At 72.4% G+C, this 22,142-nt stretch carries 13 protein-coding genes; 7 read left to right on the forward strand and 6 right to left on the reverse strand.

Annotated elements, in window-relative coordinates:
- Positions 1-186: 186 nt before the first annotated feature.
- The gene (locus ACWCWD_RS31835) at positions 187-666 is read right to left on the reverse strand and encodes a DUF2000 family protein (protein WP_450778235.1); all 480 of its coding nucleotides are present in this window, start codon (positions 664-666) and stop codon (positions 187-189) included.
- A 16-nt stretch (positions 667-682) separates the two neighbouring features.
- Between ACWCWD_RS31835 and ACWCWD_RS31840 the strand changes: the two genes are divergently transcribed.
- Positions 683-1,567 carry an AraC family transcriptional regulator gene (locus tag ACWCWD_RS31840; protein WP_450778354.1) on the forward strand — a complete coding sequence of 295 codons (885 nt, stop codon included), beginning with the start codon at positions 683-685 and terminating at the stop codon, positions 1,565-1,567.
- A 10-nt stretch (positions 1,568-1,577) separates the two neighbouring features.
- Here ACWCWD_RS31840 and glgB read toward each other — a convergent pair whose 3' ends face one another.
- The 4 genes from glgB to ACWCWD_RS31860 all read right to left on the reverse strand — a co-directional run bounded on the left by glgB (position 1,578) and on the right by ACWCWD_RS31860 (position 9,554).
- Positions 1,578-4,037 carry a 1,4-alpha-glucan branching enzyme gene (gene glgB, locus ACWCWD_RS31845; RefSeq protein ID WP_450778237.1) on the reverse strand — a complete coding sequence of 820 codons (2,460 nt, stop codon included), beginning with the start codon at positions 4,035-4,037 and terminating at the stop codon, positions 1,578-1,580.
- 131 nt (positions 4,038-4,168) lie between these two features.
- Positions 4,169-5,611, reverse strand: coding sequence for a maltokinase N-terminal cap-like domain-containing protein (locus ACWCWD_RS31850; RefSeq protein WP_450778239.1), 1,443 nt, complete (start codon positions 5,609-5,611; stop codon positions 4,169-4,171).
- A gap of 239 nt (positions 5,612-5,850) precedes the next feature.
- Entirely contained in the window at positions 5,851-7,557 is a 1,707-nt protein-coding gene (gene treS / locus ACWCWD_RS31855) for a maltose alpha-D-glucosyltransferase (RefSeq protein ID WP_450778241.1), read from the reverse strand.
- Complete coding sequence (locus tag ACWCWD_RS31860; RefSeq protein ID WP_450778243.1) at positions 7,554-9,554, reverse strand: alpha-1,4-glucan--maltose-1-phosphate maltosyltransferase; 2,001 nt, start codon at positions 9,552-9,554, stop codon at positions 7,554-7,556. Before ACWCWD_RS31860 ends, treS begins: the two co-directional genes overlap by 4 nt.
- Before the next feature lie 699 nt (positions 9,555-10,253).
- Here ACWCWD_RS31860 and glgP point away from each other — a divergent pair.
- Positions 10,254-12,989, forward strand: a complete 2,736-nt coding sequence (gene glgP / locus ACWCWD_RS31865; protein WP_450778245.1) for an alpha-glucan family phosphorylase — start codon at positions 10,254-10,256, stop codon at positions 12,987-12,989.
- 159 nt (positions 12,990-13,148) lie between these two features.
- Here glgP and ACWCWD_RS31870 read toward each other — a convergent pair whose 3' ends face one another.
- Entirely contained in the window at positions 13,149-15,194 is a 2,046-nt protein-coding gene (locus ACWCWD_RS31870) for a M4 family metallopeptidase (protein ID WP_450778247.1), read from the reverse strand.
- Between the two features lie 970 nt (positions 15,195-16,164).
- Here ACWCWD_RS31870 and ACWCWD_RS31875 point away from each other — a divergent pair.
- From ACWCWD_RS31875 to ACWCWD_RS31895, 5 genes are read left to right on the forward strand one after another with little or no spacing between them, the layout of a single operon-like run.
- On the forward strand, positions 16,165-17,640 hold the full coding sequence (locus ACWCWD_RS31875) for a nucleotide sugar dehydrogenase (protein ID WP_450778249.1): 1,476 nt from the start codon (positions 16,165-16,167) through the stop codon (positions 17,638-17,640).
- On the forward strand, positions 17,637-19,166 hold the full coding sequence (locus tag ACWCWD_RS31880) for a glycosyltransferase family 2 protein (RefSeq protein ID WP_450778250.1): 1,530 nt from the start codon (positions 17,637-17,639) through the stop codon (positions 19,164-19,166). The genes ACWCWD_RS31875 and ACWCWD_RS31880 overlap by 4 nt, the downstream gene beginning before the upstream one ends.
- The gene (locus tag ACWCWD_RS31885; RefSeq protein ID WP_450778252.1) at positions 19,163-19,357 is read left to right on the forward strand and encodes a hypothetical protein; all 195 of its coding nucleotides are present in this window, start codon (positions 19,163-19,165) and stop codon (positions 19,355-19,357) included. Before ACWCWD_RS31880 ends, ACWCWD_RS31885 begins: the two co-directional genes overlap by 4 nt.
- Positions 19,354-21,000, forward strand: coding sequence for a polysaccharide deacetylase family protein (locus ACWCWD_RS31890; protein WP_450778254.1), 1,647 nt, complete (start codon positions 19,354-19,356; stop codon positions 20,998-21,000). Before ACWCWD_RS31885 ends, ACWCWD_RS31890 begins: the two co-directional genes overlap by 4 nt.
- A complete protein-coding gene (locus ACWCWD_RS31895) occupies positions 20,997-21,950 on the forward strand; it encodes a hypothetical protein (protein ID WP_450778256.1) in 954 nt (317 codons plus the stop codon). The genes ACWCWD_RS31890 and ACWCWD_RS31895 overlap by 4 nt, the downstream gene beginning before the upstream one ends.
- Positions 21,951-22,142: the final 192 nt, after the last annotated feature.

Raw genomic sequence — 22,142 nt, forward strand, 5'->3', positions numbered from 1 at the left:
TGCAGGGGGGACCCTGTGGGAGAGTAGGACGCCGCCGAACAATTTTTCCGGGAGACCCCCGTGCCTTTGGGCACGGGGGTTTTCTGCGTTTACGGGGAATTGCCTCGGGCTGTCCGGGGAGCAAGAGGAAGACGGCCGGCTCCCAGCGCTTCGGTCAGCGAGGAAGTCCGGCCGCCCGGGCGCGGATCAGGGGTGCATGCGCCCGCCCTTGAGCACCTTGTCCACCGCGTTGCGCGGCCCGTACACCGCGAGGCCCACCAAGTCGAGCGCGTCCGCGCCCACGGCCCGTACGGCCGCCCGGTTGTCCCGGTCGTTGCCCGTGGCGAACAGGTCCGAGGTGAACAGGGACCTCGGCAGCGCGCGGGAGAGCGCCCGGCCGTGCGCGGCCGTCAGCACCTCCTTCGTCCCCTCGAAGACCAGCACGGGCTGACGGAACATCGGCAGGTACGGGGTCGCGTCGGCGTCCTCGTAGGGTTCGCCGATCACCTCGGGCGTCACCGTGCCGAGCCCGCTGACCAGGAAGGCGGTCACGTTCAGGCGCTGCCAGGTCTCCAGGTCCTCGCGGAGCAGGACGGCGATCTTGGTGTCGAAGCGGACGGGGGCGTTCTCGTCAGGGGCGGTGACCTGGGAAGTGTTCGGGGCGGTGTTCTCGTTCTCGGTGTTCATGCTCCGAGACTCCGCGATGCCCGCCCGCCCCGTCTTGTACGTTCTTTGCGTGACGTCCTCGCAGGAGCAGGAGATCTCCGCATGGCGCCCGCACGTTCCGGGCGTCGTCGAGGTTCTGCACGCCCACTTCACCGAGCACGCCTACCCCATGCACGTGCACGACTCCTGGACCCTCCTGATCGTCGACGACGGGGCCGTCCGCTACGACCTCGACCGGTACGAGCGCGGCACCCCGCGCGACACCGTGAGCCTGCTGCCGCCGCAGGTCCCGCACAACGGCTCGCCCGCCACGGCGCACGGCTTCCGCAAGCGCGTCGTCTACCTCGACATGACGCAGCTCGACGCGGGCCTCATCGGTCCCGCGGTCGACCACCCGGATTTCGCCGACCCCCTGCTGCGCACCCGGGTCGGGCAGCTGCACGCGGCGCTCGCGCATCCCGGTGACGTCTTCGAGGCGGAGAGCCGGCTGGCCTTCGTGGGGGAGCGGCTGCGGGCGCTCCTGAGCCCCGCGGCCGAGAACGGTGGTGCCGTGCCCGACGGCCACGGCGTCGCCCGGGACCTGCGTGATCTGCTCGACGAGCGGCTGCCCGAGGGCCTCACCCTGACCGAGGCCGCCCGTCTGGTCCACGCCCACCCCACCCATCTCGTACGGGCCTTCAGCGGCGCGTTCGGTATCGCCCCGCACCAGTACCTGACCTCCCGCCGCGTCGACCTGGCCCGCCGCCTGCTGCTCGACGGGCTGCCGCAGGGCGAGGTGGCCGCCGCCGCCGGGTTCCACGACCAGTCGCACCTCACCCGGCACTTCAAACGGATCATGGGCACCACCCCGGGCCGGTACGCCGGCGGAACGCCGGGAAGCCCGGACCGCGGGGTCCGGGCTTCCGGTGGTGCGGGGGTGTGACCGCCGCGGGTCAGGCCGGGCGGAACCAGACCGTCGCCAGCGGCGGCAGGGTCACCGTGATGCTGGCCCCACGGCCGTGCGCCGGTACCTCCTCCGGCTTCAGCGGCTCCTCGTTGCGGACGTCACTTCCGCCGTAGCGGGCCGCGTCGGTGTTCAGCACCTCCACCCAGCTCTCGGCCGACTCCGGCACCCCGAGCCGGTAGTCGTGCCGGACCACCGGGGAGAAGTGGGAGACCGCGAGCAGCGGGGAGCCGTCCGCGTCGTAGCGGAGGAACGCCAGGACGTTGTCCTCCGCCGCGCCGCCGTCCACCCAGCTGAAGCCGCCCGGGTCGGTGTCGCGCTGCCAGAGCGCGGGGACCGCGCCGTACACCGCGTTCAGGTCGCCGACCAGGTCGCGTACGCCGCGGTGGTCGCCGGAGGCCTCGTACGCCGGGTCGAGCAGCCACCAGTCCGGGCCGTGGCCCTCGGACCACTCGGCGCCCTGTGCGAACTCCTGCCCCATGAAGAGGAGTTGCTTGCCGGGGTGGGCCCACATGAAGCCGAGGTAGGCGCGGTGGTTGGCGCGCTGCTGCCACCAGTCGCCGGGCATCTTCGAGACCAGCGCCTGCTTGCCGTGCACCACCTCGTCGTGCGAGATCGGCAGCACGTAGTTCTCGCTGTACGCGTACACCATCGAGAAGGTCATCTCGTTGTGGTGGTACTTGCGGTGCACCGGCTCCTTCTCCATGTAGGTGAGGGAGTCGTGCATCCAGCCCATGTTCCACTTCAGCCCGAACCCGAGTCCGCCGAAGCCGTCCGGGCCGATGTGGTGGGTGGCGCGGGTGACGCCGTTCCAGGCGGTGGACTCCTCGGCGATCGTCACCACGCCGGGGTTGCGGCGGTAGACGGTCGCGTTCATCTCCTGGAGGAAGGCCACCGCGTCCAGGTTCTCCCGGCCGCCGTGCTCGTTGGGCGACCACTGGCCGTCCTCGCGGGAGTAGTCGAGGTAGAGCATGGACGCGACCGCGTCGACCCGCAGCCCGTCGATGTGGAACTCCTCGCACCAGTACGTGGCGTTGGAGACGAGGAAGTTGCGGACCTCGGTGCGGCCGTAGTCGAACTCCAGGGTGCCCCAGTCCGGGTGCGCCGCGCGGGACGGGTCGGAGTGCTCGTACAGCGGCCGTCCGTCGAACTCCGCCAGCGCCCATTCGTCGCGCGGGAAGTGCGCGGGCACCCAGTCCATGATCACGCCGATGCCCGCCCGGTGCAGCGAGTCCACCAGGTGGCGGAAGTCGTCGGGGGTGCCCATGCGGGAGGTCGGCGCGTAGAAACCGGTCACCTGGTAGCCCCAGGAGCCGCCGAACGGATGCTCGGAGACCGGCATCAGCTCCACGTGCGTGAAGCCCAGGTCCTTGACGTACGCGGGCAGTTGCTCCGCGAGCTGGCGGTACGTCAGGCGCGGTCGCCAGGACGGGAGGTGGATTTCGTATACGGAGAACGGCGCCTCGTGCACCGGGCGGTCGCCGCGCCGGTCCATCCAGTCGCCGTCCTGCCACACGTAGTGCGAGGCGGTGACGACCGAAGCGGTGGCGGGCGGCACCTCCGTGGCGCGGGCCATCGGGTCGGCGCGCAGGGTGTGCGATCCGTCCGGGCGGCAGATGTCGAACTTGTAGAGCGCGCCCTCGCCCACGCCGGGGAGGAACAGCTCCCACACCCCGGTCGAGCCGAGCGAACGCATCGGCAGTCCGGTGCTGTCCCAGTAGGTGAAGTCGCCCGCGATCCGCACCCCCCGCGCATTGGGCGCCCACACCGTGAACCGGGTCCCGGCGACCCCCTGGTGCTCCATGACCCGTGAGCCCAGCGCGGTCCACAGCTCCTCGTGCCGGCCCTCGCCGATCAGGTGCAGGTCCAGCTCACCGATGGCGGGCAGGAAGCGGTACGGGTCCTCGATCTCGACCTCGTCGTCCGCGTAGGCGACCAGCAGCCGGTACTCCGGCACGGACGCGAGCGGCAGCACACCGGAGAAGAAGCCGTCGCCGTCGTCGAGGAGTTCGGCGCGGAGCCCTTCCGCGAGCACCGTCACGGCACGCGCGTACGGGCGCAGCACCCGCACCAGCACTCCGCCGTCGTACGGGTGCGCCCCCAGCAGATCGTGCGGGGCGTGGTGCTCACCGGCGAGCAGCCGGCCCCGGTCCGCGTCGTGCAGGGCGGGCGCGGGCCGGACGCCCTCGCGGACGTCGGTGCCGCCGCGCCGGGGGTGCGGCGGCACACCGGTCTTCCGCTTGGCCTTGGGACGCTTCGCCGAGGGAGCGTCTGCCGAAGGAGCGTCTGCCGGGGCGGGCGCGGGCGCGGTCGTGGTGACCGTGGCGGTCGTGGCGGAGGCCGCCGGCTCCGGCACGTCGGCCGTCCCGGTCGTCACCGAATGCGGAGCTGGTACGACCTCGGTTTCGACGGGGGCGGGCTTCTTCCTGGACGGCTTACGGGCGGTCACGGGGGACGGCCTCCTCGGGGGGTCGGTCGGTGCGGGGGAGGGGCGGGGCGTGCGGAAGGGGCGGACCGTCGGGCCGGGGTGCGCCCGCGGGTCCACCGGGCCGCGCGGCGGGGATGCCGCGCGGACCCGGATCAGGTGGACGCCGCCAGCCGCTGGATCGCGGCCATCGGGACGGGCAGCCAGTCGGGGCGGTGCCGTGCCTCGTACAGCACCTCGTACACCGCCTTGTCCGTCTCGTGGGCGCGCAGCAGCTCGGGTTCGCTGCGCGGGTCGGTGCCCGCGACGTCGGCGTACCCCTCGCAGTACGCGGAGCGGCAGCGCTCCGCCCACGCGTCGCTCCACGGGCGGTGGGAGCGGGCCGCGTAGTCGAAGGACCGGAGCATTCCGGCGACGTCGCGCACCGGTGGCTGCGGGCTGCGGCGTTCGGCGAGCGGACGGGCGGGTTCGCCCTCGAAGTCGATCAGTGACCAGAACCCGTCGGCGGCGCGGAGGGTCTGTCCGAGGTGCAGATCGCCGTGGACCCGGTGGGTGGCCCAGGAGCGGCCCCGGTGTCCGAGCTCCGCCACCGCGTCGAAGGCGGCGCGCAGCGCGGGGACGTACGGCAGGAGCGCGGGGACCGCCTGCGCGGTCGACTCCAGCCGCTGGGTCATCCCGGCGACCAGCTGCTCGATGCCGGGCAGGCGCAGGTCGGGGCCCGGCAGGGCGGAGGCGAGCGCGGAGTGGACCTCGGCGGTGGCCCGGCCGAGCGCGTGCGCTTCGGGGACGAAGTCGCGTCCCTCCGCGAGCGCGCCGAGTGCCAGTTGCCAGCCGTCCTCGGCGCCGCGCAGGAAGGGTTGCAGTACGCCGAGGGTGAGCGGTTCCGGGGTGGTGGCCTCGAACCAGGCGACGGGTGCGGGCACCCGTCCGCAGCCCTCGCCGACGAGGGCGAGCGGCAGCTCCAGGTCGGGGTTGGTCCCGGGGAAGACTCTCCGCAGGATCTTCAGGATGTACGCGTCGCCGAAGACGAGCGAGGAGTTGGACTGCTCGGTGTCCAGCAGCCGGGGTGCGAGTCCGGCCGGAATCGTTTCGGCGCGCTCGAAGCGGAGTGCTCCGAGGGGGCCGGGGCGGCGGAACCGCTCCAGCAGCAGTCCGGCGAGGCGGGGGTCGTGGAGGCCCTCGTACACGGTGCGGCCGGCCAGCGGGCCGTCGGTCACCCGCCCGATGAGGGCGGAGGCCAGGCTCGGCGGCAGGTCGGTCCGGACTCCCAGCAGGAGCTGGTAGCAGTCACCGGTGGCGCGGGCGGGCAGTCCCGGCTGGTGGACCCGGACCAGGAGGTGGAGCAGTCCGGGGCCGGTCGCCGAGGAGTCCACCGGCAGTATCTCGGTCGCGGAGACCAGGGTGAACCCGGCCACGGGGTGGCCCTTGCCGGCGAACCACCGTTGCCGGGGCAGCCAGTCGTGGAGCAGGGGGGCGAGTGAGGGCAGCAGTGCCGTCCCCGCCGCGGCGCCCCCGGGCCGTGGATGGGGTTGCGGGTGGGGCGCCTGTTTCGTGGTGCTCTTCGCCAGGGCGACGTGAGTGGATGCAGCCTCCGACATGGCATCGCGTCCTTTCCCCGGGCACACAGATGCGAGGAGTGTCCCGGATTGCGGCAATGGCTGTCCGGCTGTGCGGGACGTGTCGGGTGAGGATGGTCCGTACGGACTCGAATGGCCCAACGGCCGTCCGGGTCCTCCAGTGCTCGATGTGGGGGAGAGTGCCCCGTGCGGGACGGCGGAAACCGTCCCGCAGGAGCCGTGCGTACCGTTCTGTGGGCGTAACGCCCCGGTGGAGCCCGTCAGATGGGAGGGGCTTCCTTCCGCAGGCGGAACCAGTAGAAGCCGTGGCCGGCGAGAGTGAGCAGGTAGGGCCACTCACCGACGGCCGGGAACCGCACGCCGCCGATCAGTTCGACCGGGTGGCGTCCGTTGAACGAGCGCAGATCGAGCTCCGTCGGCTGTGCGAACCGCGAGAAGTTGTGGACGCACAGCACGAGATCGTCCCCGTACTCGCGGGTGAACGCGAGCACCGCCGGGTTGGACGACGGCAGTTCGGTGTACTCGCCCAGCCCGAAGGCCGGATTCTGCTTGCGGATCTCGATCATCCGGCGGGTCCAGTGCAGCAGCGAGGAGGGCGACGCCATCGACGCCTCGACGTTGGTGACCTGGTAGCCGTAGACCGGGTCCATGATCGTGGGCAGGAAGAGCCGGCCGGGGTCGCTGGAGGAGAAGCCGGCGTTGCGGTCCGGTGTCCACTGCATCGGGGTGCGCACCCCGTCGCGGTCGCCCAGCCAGATGTTGTCGCCCATCCCGATCTCGTCCCCGTAGTAGAGGATCGGGGAGCCGGGCAGCGAGAGCAGCAGGGCGGTGAACAGCTCGATCTGGTTGCGGTCGTTGTCGAGCAGTGGGGCGAGGCGGCGCCGGATGCCGATGTTGGCGCGCATCCGCGGGTCCTTGGCGTACTCCGCGTACATGTAGTCGCGCTCTTCGTCCGTGACCATTTCGAGGGTGAGCTCGTCGTGGTTGCGCAGGAAGATGCCCCACTGGCAGTTCTTCGGGATCGCCGGTGTCTTGGCGAGGACTTCGGAGACCGGGTAGCGGCTCTCCCGCCGGACCGCCATGAAGATGCGCGGCATCACCGGGAAGTGGAACGCCATGTGGCATTCGTCGCCGCCGGCCTGGTAGTCGCCGAAGTAGTCGACGACGTCCTCGGGCCACTGGTTGGCCTCGGCGAGCAGCACGGTGTCCGGGTAGTTGGCGTCGATCTCCTTGCGCACCCGCTTGAGGAAGCCGTGGGTCTCGGGGAGGTTCTCGCAGTTGGTGCCCTCGCGCTGGTAGAGGTAGGGCACGGCGTCCACGCGGAAGCCGTCGATGCCGAGGTCCAGCCAGAACCGGAGGGCGGAGATGATCTCCTCCTGCACCGCCGGGTTGTCGTAGTTGAGGTCGGGCTGGTGCGAGAAGAACCGGTGCCAGTAGTACTGCTTGCGCACCGGGTCGAAGGTCCAGTTCGAGGTCTCCGTGTCGACGAAGATGATCCTCGCGTCGGGGAACTGCTTGTCGTCGTCGGCCCAGACGTAGTAGTCGCCGTAGGGCCCGTCGGGGTCCGACCGGGACTGCTGGAACCACTCGTGCTGGTCGCTCGTGTGGTTCATGACGAAGTCGATGATGACGCGCATGCCGCGCTGGTGCGCGGCGTCCACGAACTCCACGAAGTCGGCGAGGTCGCCGAACTCCGGAAGCACGGCGGTGTAGTCGGAGACGTCGTAACCGCCGTCGCGCAGCGGTGACTTGAAGAACGGTGGCAGCCAGAGGCAGTCGATGCCCAGCCACTGGAGGTAGTCCAGCTTGGCGGTGATGCCCTTGAGGTCTCCGATGCCGTCGCCGTTGGAGTCCTGGAAGGACCGGACGAGTACCTCGTAGAAGACGGCGCGCTTGAACCAGTCGGGATCCCGGTCCTTGGCGGGGGTGTCCTCGAAGGTGTCGGGAACAGGCTCATTCACGATCATGGTGTGGGTGACCCTCCGGTCGGCGGGGACGGTCGCAGGACGACGATGTGCGCGGGCGTGATACCCGGCTCTAGGCGCACATAGAAGGTCCTGCCCCAGTGATAGGTGTCGCCGGTGAGCTCGTCGCGCACCGGCACGCTCTCGTGCCAGTCGAGGCCGAGTTGCGGCATGTCCAACGAGACCGTGGCCTCCTGGGTGTGGTGCGGGTCGAGGTTCACGACCACCAGGAGGGTGTTCGATCCGGAGCGCTTGCTGTACGCGATCAGCGCTTCGTTGTCGACGGAGTGGAAGTGGACGTCACGCAGCTGCCGGAGCGCCGGATGGCGGCGCCTGATCCGGTTGAGCGAGGTGATCAGCGGAGCCAGCGAGCGTCCCTCCCGCTCGGCCGACTCCCAGTCCCTGGGCTTGAGTTCGTACTTCTCCGAGTGCAGGTACTCCTCGCTCCCCGGGCGCACCGGGGTGTTCTCGCACAGCTCGAATCCCGCGTACACGCCCCAGGACGGGGAGAGCGTCGCGGCCAGCACGGCCCGTGCCTCGAAGGCCGGCCGCCCGCCGTCCTGGAGGTAACCGGGCAGGATGTCGGGGGTGTTCACGAAGAAGTTGGGCCGCATGTACGCGGCGGCCTCTCCGGAGACCTCGGTGGCGTACTCGGTGAGCTCCTGCTTCGTGTTCCGCCAGGTGAAGTACGTGTACGACTGCTGGAAACCGACCTTCGCCAGGGTGTGCATCATCGCCGGGCGGGTGAACGCCTCGGCGAGGAAGAGCACGTCCGGGTCGGTGCCGTTGATCTCCTCGATCACCCGCTCCCAGAAGACGACCGGCTTGGTGTGCGGGTTGTCCACCCGGAAGATCCGCACCCCCCGGTCCATCCAGAACCGCAGCACCCGCACGGTCTCGGCGACCAGCCCGCGCATGTCCTTGTCGAAGGCGATCGGGTAGATGTCCTGGTACTTCTTCGGCGGGTTCTCGGCGTACGCGATCGAACCGTCCGGGCGGTGGTGGAACCACTCCGGGTGTTCCTTCACCCAGGGGTGGTCGGGGGAGCACTGGAGCGCGAAGTCCAGCGCGATCTCCATCCGCAGGGTGCGGGCGGTCTCCACGAAGTGGTCGAAGTCCTCCAGCGTGCCGAGGTCGGGGTGGACCGCGTCGTGGCCGCCGTCCGCCGAACCGATCGCCCAGGGCACCCCCGGGTCGTCGGCGCCCGCCGTCAACGTGTTGTTGGGCCCCTTGCGGTGGGAGGTGCCGATGGGGTGGACCGGTGGCAGGTACACGACGTCGAAGCCCATCGCGGCCACCGCCGGCAGCCGTTCGGCCGCCGTCCGGAACGTGCCGCTGACCAGCCGGGTCCCGCCGCCGGGGACGGTTTCGCGGCGGGCGCCCTCGGAGCGCGGGAAGAGTTCGTACCACGCGCCGTACAGCGCACGCGGGCGCTCGACGACCAGCGGCAGGGGGCGCGAAGCGGTGACCAGCTCGCGCAGCGGGAAGCGGGCGAGCGGGTCGGCCACCGCCGGGGTGAGCGCCGCCGCAAGCCGGTCGGCGGGCGTACGGCCGGCGTCCCGCAAGGCGTCGACGGCGGCCAAGACCGCCTCCCGCCCGTCCTTCTTCGGAACGCCCGACGCGGCACGCTCGTGGAGCGCCGCCCCCTCGGCGAGCACCAGTTCGGTGTCGATGCCGGCCGGGATCTTGATCTGTGCGAGCCGCCGCCAGGTGGTCAGCGGGTCGCTCCACGCCTCGACCTTGTACGTCCAGCGCCCCTCGGAGTCCGGGGTGACGTCGGCTCCCCACCGGTCCGTGCCGGGGGCCAGTTCGCGCAGCGGTACGTAGGGGCCGCGACGCCCGCTCGGGTCGCGCAGTACGACGTTGGCCGCCACCGCGTCATGGCCTTCGCGGAAGACGGTGGCGGAGACCTGGAAGGTCTCGCCCACCACCGCCTTCGCCGGGCGTCTGCCGCAGTCGACGAGCGGGCGGACGTCCAGGACGGGGATACGACCGATCATGACATCACCTGAAAGCTGGAGCGGGGCGTGCGGGGACGACGGCACGCGCGGCGAGGACCGCGTCCGCGTGCCGCGAGCATGGGGATCAGTCCTTTGTAGCTGCTCAGCTGTCTGCTGACGGGCTGTGGGCATGGCCGCTCCTGTCCGCGTTCACTCGAATGGCACTCGAATGGCTGGCGTGCGCGGGGACGGTGCGCACGCTGCGGGGGTGTGCGCGAGGACGTGTGATGCCGGGTCGGCTGCGTACGCGGGTAGCCTTCCCACCGCTTTCGCGCGGTCAACCCGGCGCCGTGTTAACTACTGGGTCGTAATCCGGACGCCGCGCGCGTCCGACGCCGGACTCCGGGCGTGCGGCGTCACACGAGTCACCGGGTACCCGCGCTCGGGCGACTCGCACCTCCCGGTGGGTTCGCCACCCCGGAAGCCTCTCCCGGCCGGCCCGGGCCCACAAGGTCGCCCGAGGGGGTGAAATCAGCCATATCCGTTCGGCGCGGGCGGGGTTGGCGGGGCCACCGGGGCGCCTGGGGCGGCGGGCGGAGGGCGGCGCGAGAGCCCGCGGACGCGCGCCGGACCGCGCCGCCGCCCCCGTGCGCCGTGGCCGTGCGGGGCGGCAGGCCGTTACCGTCGTCGTGGTGGAGCGGCGCACACCGTGGTGCGGCGTCCCCTCGGATTCGCAACTCCCCTGTAAAGGTGGAACGCGTGAAGGCCATTCGTCGGTTCACCGTACGTCCCGTCCTCCCCGACTCCCTGCGACCCCTGCACGACCTCGCGCGCAACCTGCGGTGGTCGTGGCACACCGAGACCCAGGAGCTCTTCCGGTCCGTCGACCCCGAGGGGTGGCGGCCGGAGGACGCCGACCCCGTGCGGCTCCTGGGCTCCGTCTCCGCCTCCCGGCTGGCCGAACTCGCCCGTGACGAGGAGTTCCTCGGCCGCCTCGGCGAGGCCGCCGACGAGCTCGACGGGTACCTCACCGGAGACCGGTGGTACCAGAACCAGCTCGCCCAGGGCAGCCAACTCCCCAGCTCCGTCGCCTACTTCTCACCCGAGTTCGGAGTGACCGCCGCGCTGCCGCAGTACTCCGGCGGCCTCGGCATCCTCGCCGGCGACCATCTCAAGGCCGCGAGCGACCTCGGCGTCCCGCTCATCGGCGTCGGCCTGCTCTACCGGCACGGCTACTTCCGCCAGTCGCTCTCCCGCGACGGCTGGCAGCAGGAGACCTATCCGGTGCTCGACCCCAACGAGCTCCCGGTCACCCTGCTGCGCGAACACGACGGCACCCCCGCCCGCGTGGTGCTCGCCCTGCCCGGCGGGCGCTCCCTGCACGCCTGCGTCTGGAAGGCCCAGGTCGGCCGGGTTCCCCTCCTCATGCTCGACTCCGACGTCGAGGAGAACGCCCCCGGCGAACGCGACGTCACCGACCGGCTCTACGGCGGCGGCAGCGACCACCGGCTCCTCCAGGAGATGCTCCTCGGCATCGGCGGGGTACGCGCCGTGCGCACCTGGTGCCGGCTCACCGGCGCACCCGCCCCCGAGGTGTTCCACACCAACGAGGGCCACGCGGGCTTCCTCGGGCTCGAACGCATCCGGGAACTCACCGGCACCGACCGGACACCCGGACAGTCCGGCGGATCCGGTCAGGCGGCCGGACAACTCGGCGGCGGGGAACTCGACTTCGACTCCGCGCTCGAAATCGTCCGGGCCGGTGCCGTCTTCACCACCCACACCCCCGTCCCCGCCGGGATAGACCGTTTCGACCGCCAGCTCGTCGCCCGCCACTTCGGCGACGACGGCGAACTCCCCGGAGTCCCCGTCGACCGCGTACTCGCCCTCGGCGAGGAGACGTACGAGGGCGGCACCCCCGGCATCTTCAACATGGCGGTCATGGGACTGAGGCTCGCCCAGCGCGCCAACGGCGTCTCCACCCTGCACGGGGCCGTCAGCCGGGAGATGTTCTCCGGGCTCTGGCCGGGATTCGACCCGGCGGAGGTGCCCATCACCTCCGTCACCAACGGCGTGCACGCCCCCACCTGGGTCGCCCCCGAGGTGCTGGGCCTGGGCGCCCGGCAGGTCGGCGAGGACCGCGCCCGGGACGCGCTCGCCGGCGGCGAGGTGGCCACCGGGAACGGCGCCGACCGCACCGGCACGCCCCGCCGCTGGGACGCGGTGTCCGCCATCCCCGACCGCGAGATCTGGGACCTGCGCCGGGTGCTGCGCGAACAGCTCGTCACCGAGGTACGCAAACGCCTCTACGCCTCCTGGCGCAGGCGCGGCGCCGGCACCGCCGAACTCGGCTGGATCGACGGCGTCCTCGACCCCGACGTCCTCACCATCGGCTTCGCCCGCCGGGTCCCCTCGTACAAGCGGCTCACCCTGATGCTCCGCGACAAGGACCGGCTGACCCGGCTGCTGCTCCACCCGACCCGGCCCATCCAGATCGTCGTCGCGGGCAAGGCCCACCCCGCCGACGACGGCGGGAAGCGGCTGATCCAGGAGCTGGTCCGGTTCGCCGACGACGCCCAGGTCCGCCACCGGATCGTCTTCCTGCCCGACTACGGCATGGCCATGGCGCAGAAGCTCTACCCGGGGTGCGACGTCTGGCTCAACAACCCGCTGCGCCCGCTGGAGGCCTGCGGCACGAGCGGGATGAAGGCCGCCCTCAACGGCAGCCTCAACCTCTCGGTGCGCGACGGCTGGTGGGACGAGTGGTTCGAGCCGGACTTCGGCTGGGCGATCCCGACCGCCGACGGGTCCGCCGTGGACGACGACCGGCGCGACGAACTGGAGGCCGACGCCCTGTACGCGCTGATCGAGGACCGGGTCGCCCCGCGCTTCTACGACCGGGGCGAGCACGGGCTGCCCGAGCGGTGGATCGAGATGGTCCGCCGCACCCTGGCCGCCCTCGGCCCGAAGCTCCTCGCCGGACGCATGGTCCGGGAGTACGTGGAGCGGCTCTACGCCCCCGCCGCGGTGTCCCGGCGGGCGCTCGACGCCCCGGCCGCCCGGGACCTCGCCGCGTGGAAGTCGAAGGTGCGGGCGGCGTGGCCGCAGGTGGCCGTCGACCACGTCGAGACGGTCACCGACACCGCCGCGGGCGGCTCGGCGGAGCTGGGCGCCACCCTCGCGCTGCGGGTCCGCATCGCGCTGGGCGGGCTCGCCCCGGAGGACCTGGAGGTGCAGGTCGTCGCCGGGCGGGTGGATTCCGGCGACGCCCTCGTCGACGCCCAGACCACCCCGCTGAAGGTGACCGGTACCGGCGACCTGGAGGACCACCGGATCTACGAGGGCCCGCTCTCGCTGGACCGTACCGGCCCGTACGGCTACACCGTACGCGTCCTGCCGTCCCACCCGCTGCTGGCCTCCGGGGCCGAACTCGGCCTGGTGGCGCTGCCGGACGCGACGGTCGGGGAGGAGGAGGGCGGTCCGGTGCTCCGCTGACCGGGAGTGCCCTTCGGGGAACGCGCGGACGGCCCGGGAGGAGAGGTGGTCTCCTCCCGGGCCGTCCGGTGTGCGTGACCGGTCGGTGTGGGGCCCGCCGGTCCGTGTGGGGCCGTCCGGTCCGTGGCCGGCCGGTCACCGACCGGGCCGGCCGGTGGGTCAGAAGGTGAGCTTGAAGCTGTTGATCTTGCCGGTGTCGCCCGAGGCGACGTCCTGCACCTTCAGCTTCCAGACACCGTTGGCGACCTGCGCGGAGGCGTTGACCGTGTAGGTCGCCACCACGTTGTCGGCCGAGTCGCTCGACGAGGAGCTCTTCAGCCGGTAGGAGGTCCCGTTCGGGCCGACGAGGTCGACGACCAGGTCACCGCGCCAGGTGTGGGTGATGTCCACGCCGACCTGGAGGGTGCTCGGGGCGTTGCCGGTGACACCGGAGACGGTGAGCGAGCTGGTGACCGCGGCGCCGTTGTCCGGGATCGAGACGGCGGTGCTGTTGGTGAAGACCGTCCCGGTGGGGGGCGTCGTGCCGCCGGGGCGGGTGCCGACGTTGATGCCGGCCCAGGCGTTGGCCACGGCGGTGTACTCGGCGCTCGTCGTGCCGTACAGCTCACCGGCGGCGGCGAGGGTGCCGGTGCGCGCGGAGGCGTAGTTGGTCGTCGTGGTGAACTTCGTGGTGAGCGCCCGGTACCAGATCGCCAGCGCCTTGTCGCGGCCGATACCGGTCACGGCGAGGCCGTCCGAGGTCGGCGAGTTGTAGGAGACGCCGTTGACGGTCTTGGCGCCGCTGCCCTCGGAGAGCAGGTAGAAGAAGTGGTTCGCCGGGCCCGAGGAGTAGTGGACGTCGGAGCTGCCGATGCCGGAGAACCACGAGTCGTACGACCCGCCGTCCTTGCTCGGCTTGTCCATGTAGCGCAGCGGGGTGCCGTCGCCGTTGATGTCGATCTTCTCGCCGACGAGGTAGTCGCCCGGGTCGGCCGCGGTGTTGGAGTAGAACTCCACACCCGCCGCGAAGATGTCGCTGGTCGCCTCGTTGAGGCCACCGGACTCACCGCTGTAGACGAGGCCGGCGGTGGCAGCGGTGACACCGTGCGACATCTCGTGGGCCGCGACGTCGAGCGAGGTCAGCGGGGCGGCGTTGCCGGACCCGTCGCCGTACGTCATGCAGAAGCAGCTGTCGGTCCAGAAGGCGTTGACGTAGTTGTTGCCGTAGTGGACGCGGGAGTAGGCGGCGACGCCGTTGCCCTTGATGCCGGTGCGGCCGTGGACGTTCTTGTAGTAGTCCCACGTCTCGGCGGCGCCGTAGTGGGCGTCGGCGGCGGCGGTCTCGGTGTTGGTGCCGACGCCGTTGCCCCAGACGTCGTCCGCGCCGGAGAAGAGCGTTCCGGTGCCCGAGGAGGTGGCGTGGTTCAGGTTGTACGTCTTGTGCCCGCCGCGCGTGGAGTCGGTCAGGTTGTACGAACCCGTGGTCCCCGAGGTGCCGAGGGTGACGGTGCCGCTGTACTGCGTGTTGCCGGTACCGGTCTCGATGCCCTGCCACTCGAAGAGCTTGGCGCCGGAGGCGGCGTCGGTGATGACGTGCAGCTCGTTGGGGGTGCCGTCCTCCTGGAGGCCGCCGACCACCGTCTCGAAGGCGAGCTTCGGGGTGCCGCTCGCCAGCCAGACCACCTTGCGGGGAGCCTGGCTCGCCGCGGTGGCCTTCGAACCGTCGGCCGAGGCCGCGGTGAGCGCCTGCTTCTCCGCGGTGGCCGGGGCGACGGCGGCCACGGTGCCGACGGCCTTCAGCTGCGCGCTGGTGGCGGGGGACGCCTTGGTGACGGACTCGGTGGCGCCGGCCGTGCTCGACGTGACGACCAGGTCGCCGCCGAGGACCGGCAGCCCGCCGAGGGTGCGCTCGTAACGGGTGTGCACCGTGCCGTCGGCGTCCTTGACGACGTCACGGACGACGAGCTTCTCCGTCGCGCCGAGCCCGAGCTCCTTGGCGGTGGTCGCCTTGTCCGCGTCGGCCGCGGAGATCAGGGCGGCGCGCTGGGCGGGGGAGAGAGCCGCGGGCAGCGCCCCCGAGTTGACCTTGCCCAGAGCGGGGGAGACCGCCGGGGCCGAGGTGGGGGTGGCGGTCGCCGAGGGCGAGGTGACTCCCACGGCGACCAGGGCCGCCGCGGCTATGAGTGCGCCGGTCGCGGTGGTGCGACGGCTGTGCGTGAGTCTCACGCGGACTCCTTCTGCGAGGGGGGTACCGGCGGGCAGTGGCCCGGTCGGCAGTGCAGGCGGTGCGCGGAACGACGGAAGAGTGACAGTCGCGGCGGGTATCTGTCAGGAGCGCGTCAACGATTTGGCCAGAACTCGTCCGTTGCCGGGTGGCCGGTGTTCGTTAAGCGGACGTTTCGTCGATCTTCGTCGCGCCGACACCCGCCGGCCGTCCGGCGCCGTAACCACCGAGAACGGCGATGTGTGGCCCCATGTGGCCTGTTCGAAATTTTCGGGGCTCCGGGGCTCCGGCTCACGTGGTGAGACGATCGGGGTGCATGGCTCATAACGAGCCATGCGCGGCGCGTGCCGAGCGGGGAGCGCGGGAGGCTCGGGCGCGGGCGTGGGGGTCGCGCGCGGGTGTCGTGCGGGCGCTGGGTGGGTGCCGGGTGCGGGGGCGTGGGTGGGGTTCGGGTGTGGGGCCTGCGGGTGGGGTCCGGGTGGGGTCCGGGTGGGGTCCGGGCGGGGTCCGGGGTGTGTGTCGTCCGGCGCGTGACGGCCCGTCGGTGTGGTCGTACGGTCATTCCATCGTCGAATTCCCGGGGGAGCGTACGCATTCCCTTATGGGTAACGATCATTGAAATGATGAGTATGCGAACGGATAGCGAGAAATGGCCCGATCGCGCTCCCATGCCGTGTCCGTCCCCCTCTTTCGTGACGAATCGGGCACGATTCGTCCGTGGTGACAGGACGACATCAGAATCCGGTCGAGCCGGGTGCGAACTCCGGGCCGGAACAACCGGCATCTCCCGCTTCGACGGCAGAAGTTCCCGCCCAGGGGCGCACCGATCCCGACCGGAATTCCTCAACGCCCCCGCATGCGAACGCCTTTGCCGGGCCGGGGGGACCGCCCGGCTCCGATCCCGCGCCGGAGGACGGTACGCCGTTCCGCGTCCCGCTGTCCCGGACGGAGCGCCACGGACGGGCCGTCGCCGTGATCGGACTGGGGTACGTCGGGCTGCCGACGGCCCTGGCGTTGAGGGCGGCGGGGGTACGGGTGATCGGGATCGACGTCAGCGCGGACCGGCTGCGCGACATCCGCGCGGGCGTCGTGGACCTGGCGCCCCGGGACCGGGAACGCCTGGCGGACGCCCTGCTCGACCCCGCCTTCCTGCTCACGGACGACCCCCGGGCCTCCGCCTGGGCGGACACCGTGGTGATCTGCGTCCCCACTCCCGTGGACCGCCACCAGGTGCCGGACCTCGCCATGCTCACCACGGCCTGCGCCTCGGCGGTCGCGTACGCGGTGCCCGGGCAGTTGCTGGTACTCACCTCCACCAGTTACGTCGGGACGACCCGCGATCTGCTCCTCACCCCGCTCGCGGCTCGGGGGATGAAGGTGGAGACGGACGTCTTTGTGGCGTTCGCCCCCGAGCGGATCGACCCGGGCAACGCCGACCACAGCCAGGACCTCACCCCGCGCGTCGTGGGCGGCGCCGGGCGCCGCTCCACCGTCTCGGCCGCCGCGGTGTTCTCCCGGATCTCCCCCTCCGTCCACACGGTCGGAAGTCCGGAACTCGCCGAGATGACGAAACTCTGGGAGAACACGTTCCGAGCCGTCAATATCGCGCTGGCGAACGAACTGGCCGACAGTTGCGCGGTTTTCGGACTGGAACCCCGAGCGGTGATCGACGCGGCGGCGACCAAGCCGTACGGCTTCATGCCCTTCTACCCGGGCCCCGGGGTCGGCGGTCACTGCATTCCGTGCGATCCGCATTATCTGCTCTGGCAGTTGAGGGCCGAACGGATCGGGTCGCCGGTCGTCGACGCGGCGATGCGGGCCATCGCGGAACGTCCCGGCCGTATGGCGGGGCTCATCACCGCAAAGCTCGCCGCACGGGGAATTCCGGTCGCCGGGGCACGCGTGCTGATGGTCGGGATCGCGTACAAGCGGGGCGTCGCGGACGTCCGCGAAAGCCCCGCGCTGGAGATCATGGGGCTGCTCGCGGACTGGGGTGCGACGGTCGCCTTCACGGACCCGCTGGTGCCCCGCGCCGAACTGCGCGGCGCCACGCTGACCTGCCTCGCCGACCCGTGGCAGCAGCGGTGGGACCTGGTCGTGGTGCACACCCTGCACCCCGGCACCGATCTGAGCCGACTGGGCCCCGAACACACGGTGCTCGACATCTCCCAGGACCGGAGGGGGCCCGGAACCGCCGGGACGTACCGGGCCGCCGGGGTGTCCGGAACCGCCCGGCCGACCGGAGCCGGGGCGGCCTACGACGGGGCTGGAGCGGCGTACGACGGGGCCGGAGCGCACCGGGTGGCCGGGGCGGACGGGCCTGAGGGGGCGGCTGGGCCGAGTGGGGTGACTGTGCCTGATGGGGCGACTGCGTCTGATGGTGTGTCTGGGCCGGTTGGTGTGTCTGGGCCGGTCGGACCGGTCGGCCCGGTGGGGGAGCCCGCATGACCCTGACCGACCGGACCCCCGCCGACCGGACCCCCGACGCCCCGCCGCGCCCGCCCGCCGCCCGGCGGGCCGTCCCCGGCCGCGCTTCCGTGACCGCCCGCCCGGTCCGCCCCGCGCGCCGGTTCGCCCGCTCCCTCGCCCGGCGGCTCGCGGCGGCGGCCCCCGGGGCCGGGCGCGGGGTGCGCCGGCTGCTGGTGCTGCTCTGCCTGATGCCCCTGACCGTGCTCCTGGCCCGCCAGGCGCTCCGGCTGCCGCGTCTGACCGCCGCTCCGGTGTACGGCCTGGTGGTCCTCGCGGGCACGATTACCGTGCTGTACCTCGCCTACAGCCGGTACGAGGACCCCTCGACGACCTCCGGTCCCCGGGAGCCCGAGCCCGGCTTCCCGCCGCTCGCCGCCCGGCCGCGCGTCGACTTCCTGCTGGCGGTGAAGGACGAGGCCGGTGCCATCGAGGCGTGTGTGCGCTCCATGGCCGCCTCGGACTGCCCGAGGGTGCGGATCATCGTGGTGGACGACTTCTCCACCGACGGGACCCGCGAGATCCTGGTGCGGCTGCGGGACGAACTCGGCGTCACCGTGATGCTGTTGGACGAGAACGTCGGGAAGAAGCACGCCCTGGTCGCCGCGTGCGCACGGGCGGACGCCGAGGTCATCGCGTTCACCGACTCCGACTGCGTGCTGGCGCCCGACGCGCTCCGGCGCTGCGTGGACGCCCTCGACCGCCACCCGGACCTCGGCGCCGTCAGCGGGCACTGCAGGGCCCTCAACCCGGACGCTTCGCTCCTGACGCGCGTACAAGACGTCTGGTACGAGGGCCAGTTCAGGATCGCCAAGGCGGCGGAGTCCTCCTTCGGCTCGGTCTCCTGCGTCTCCGGGCCGCTCGCCGTGTTCCGCCGGGAGGCGATCGTCAACTACCTCCCCGCCTGGGCCGGGGACCGCTTCCTGGGCGCTCCCTTCCGCTTCGCCACCGACCGCCAGCTGACCGGGTACGTCCTCGGGCAGGCCTGGATCGGCCGGTCCCTCAAGGACCGCTACCGCGACTCCCCGTTCGTCTCGGACGAGGACCACCCCGAACGCCGCTGGCGGGTCGGTTACGTCCGGTCGGCCCACGTCCGTACCAACGTCCCCGCCCGCCTCGCCCCGCTGATGCGCCAGCAGGTCCGCTGGAAGAAGAGCTTCATCCGCAACCTCTTCTTCACCGGCTCCTTCATGTGGCGCCGGGGCCCCGGACCCGCCGTCCTCTTCTACGGACATGTGCTCTGGGTGCTCGCCGCGCCGCTGATGGCCCTCCTCCACCTGGTCCGGGCCCCCCTCCACGGCGCGTACGTCCTCACCCTCCTCTACGTCTGCGGGGTCCTGCTCAAGGGCTGCGTCTGGGGCCTCGCCTACCGGGTCGACCACCCCGGTGACACCCGCTGGAGATACCGCCCCCTGATGTCCCTCTTCTCCTCGGTGGTCCTCGCCTGGCTGCTCCCGTACTCCCTGCTCACCGTGCGGCGCGGCATCTGGTCGAGGAGCGCGACATGAGGGCGGGCGACCGGAGGTCGAGCGGCTGGCGGCTGGGCGAGGAGGACCGGGGCGGCGCCGGTGCGGGCGGCCCGGTGGCGCCCGACGGCGGGGCGGCGCGGCGCGCGGCCCGGTTGCTGGCCGGGTCGCTGACCGCCTGCGCGGTCCTCGCGCTCTACCTGCTGGTGCTGTTCCGGGGTGAGCTGCCGTGAGCCGGGACGTACCGGCCCGCGCACGGGCGCGGGCGGCGGGGGTACGGGCCCTGCTCGGGCTGCTGGCCCTGGCGCTGGTGGCCCTGCCGTTCTACGCGGCGTGGCGGTACGAGACCCACCGCAGGGCGGTCTCCCCGCAGGCGGGTCCGCCCGCCGGGGCACCGCCCGCCGTCGGGGCCGCCGGACCGGCATCGGGCGCGGCGGCGCCCCCCGTCGTGCTGGCGTACCACGACATCGGGCCCGGCGGACGCGGCAAGTACACCGTGACCCCCGAGGCTTTCGACGCGCAGCTCGCCGCCCTGGCGAGGGCCGGCTACCGGAGCCTGACCACCGAGGAGTTCGTCCGCTACCTCGGCGGAGGAGCCCCGCCCGCCCGCCGGTCCGTCTACCTCACCTTCGACGACGGCACCCACGGACTCTGGGTGCACGCCGACCGCATCCTCGCCAAGTACCGGATGCACGCGGCGGTGTTCCTGATCACCGGCTCGGTGGGCCGCCACCGCCCGTACTACCTCTCCTGGCAGGAGATCGGGCGTATGGCCGCCACCGGCCGGTGGGACTTCGAGGACCACACCCACGCCCAGCACCGGCGGGGCGAGGTGGACGCGGCCGGTACGCCGGCGTCGGCGCTCGCCAGCCGGCTCTGGCTGCCCGGGGAGCGGCGGCCGGAGCGCGTGGACGAGTACCGGGCGAGGATCGCCGGGGACCTGGACACCTCGTTCGCGGAGCTGGCCCGGCACGGACTGCCCCGGCCGCGCCTCTTCGCGTACCCCTTCTCCGAGGCGTCGGAGGCGTCGGATGCGTCGGCCGCATCGGGGCCTGTCGGCTCCCGTACCCCGAACGGCATCCTCCGGCGTGAACTGGCCCGCCGGTTCACCGCCGTCCTGACGAACAACTCCGGCCGGCCGCTCCCCGCCGGACGGCGCGCCGCAGCGGCGGGCGAGGTGCGGCGCATGGAGATCACCCGGGCGACCGACCTCCCCGCGTTCCGCGCCGGACTGGAACTCTGGACGGCGGTGCCCCCGGGCGCCCGCCCCGACCCGTTGAAGGACACGGCCCGCTGGGAACCCATGGGCCCGGGGGCCCGGGGCGGCGCCGGGGTCTTCACCGGACGGGGGCCCTACCCGGGGAGGACGGGGTACGCGGGCGCCTCCTACCGGCCCGTCGCCACGGCGGACTGGACCGACTACACGGTGGACGCGACGGTCGACCGGCTGCGCGAGGCGACGAACAATGTCGGCATCGTCGTACGCGACGGCAGCCTGGCACCCGTCACCGTCTCCCTGAGCCACAGTTACGTCAGCCTCTTCGCGGGCACCGGGGACCGGCGGGCCGAAGTCGCGCGGCGCACGCTCCGGGACGGCACCGTGCACCGGGTACGCGTCACCGTGCGGGGCGACCGTACCGAGGTCGTGGTCGACGGGCGCTTCCGGATCGACTGGACCGAGCCGGGGGCCGCCGGCGGGAACGGCAGGGGCGGCCTCGCCCTCAACATCCGCAACGGCGACGCCGAGGGGGAGTGGCCCCGCTTCGCCTCCCTCCGGGTCGCCGCACTGCCCGGAGCCGGTACGGACACGGCGGCCGCAGTCCGAACCGGTACGGGCACGGCCGGGGCAGCCCCGCCGGCGGCGGAGGCGCGGTGAGCCGTCGGCGGCAGGGCGGGCCCGCCCCCGGGTACAGCCGCCGCGCGGTGGTCGGGCTGGGGCTCGCGGCCACGGCGGGCGTACTGCCGCTGACCGACGGGCCGCCGGCCGGAGGCCCGTCGGAGACCGGGGCGGGGGCCGGGGGGCCGCGAGGCGCGGACGCCCGTGGCGCAGAAGCCGGGGCGGCACTCCGGGATCCGGCTCCGGCCCCGGCGCGGGCCGACGGTACCCCTCTCACCTGCGGAGTTCCGGACACCACCACCTTCCTCGCCACCTTCCCCCGCTCCGGCCTGATCACCAACGAGTACGCCCACCGGCACCCCGGCGCCGCCGACGCCCGCACCCACCCCGACTGGACCGTCACCAGCGGATCGCTCTTCGCGGACCGGGGCACCGCCTGGAGCGGAGTCCCGGACGGGCTCTCCCCGGACCCGCTCTCCCGCCTGCACACCGGCTCCTCGGTGCTGCGCGCGGTGACCGTACGACGGGACTTCGCGGACACCGCCGTACACACCCGGGTCCTGCTCAGGCCACCCGGCACCACCGCCCGCACCCCCGCGACGGACTGGGACGGCGGACACCTCTGGCTCCGCTACCGCAGCCCCCAGGAGCTGTACGCGCTGAGCTTCCGGCGGCGCGACGGGCTCGTCGTCATCAAACGCAAGTGCCTGCCGCCCGGGGCCGACGACGGCGCGGAGGGTACGTACACGACCCTCGCGCAGGCGCCCTGCGCGATCCCGTACGACACCTGGCACCCCGTCGAGGCGCAGGTACGCACCACCGCCGAGGCCACCGTCCGCCTGCGGCTCCTCGTCGACGGACGGACCGTCGCCGAGGCCGTGGACACCGAACCCGGGGTCCTCACGGGCCCCGGCGGGGTGGGGGTGCGCGGCGACAACACCGAGCTGCGGTTCACCGACTTCACCGCCTTGCCGTGCCCGGCTCCGTGAGTCGCGGAAAGACCGCCCGCCGCAGCGGTGCAGCGTCGTACGCGAGGACGAGCGGGCCGGGTACGTGGAGTGCCGGCTACACGACCTCACCGTAGGTCTTGGCCTGGGTGCGCCATATGCTCGCGTACTGCCGTCCTGCTGGAGGAGGGCATCGTGTGTGCCTTCTTCCATCAGACGTCCGCCGTCGAGGAC

It is taken from the genome of Streptomyces sp. NPDC001493, from assembly GCF_053597235.1.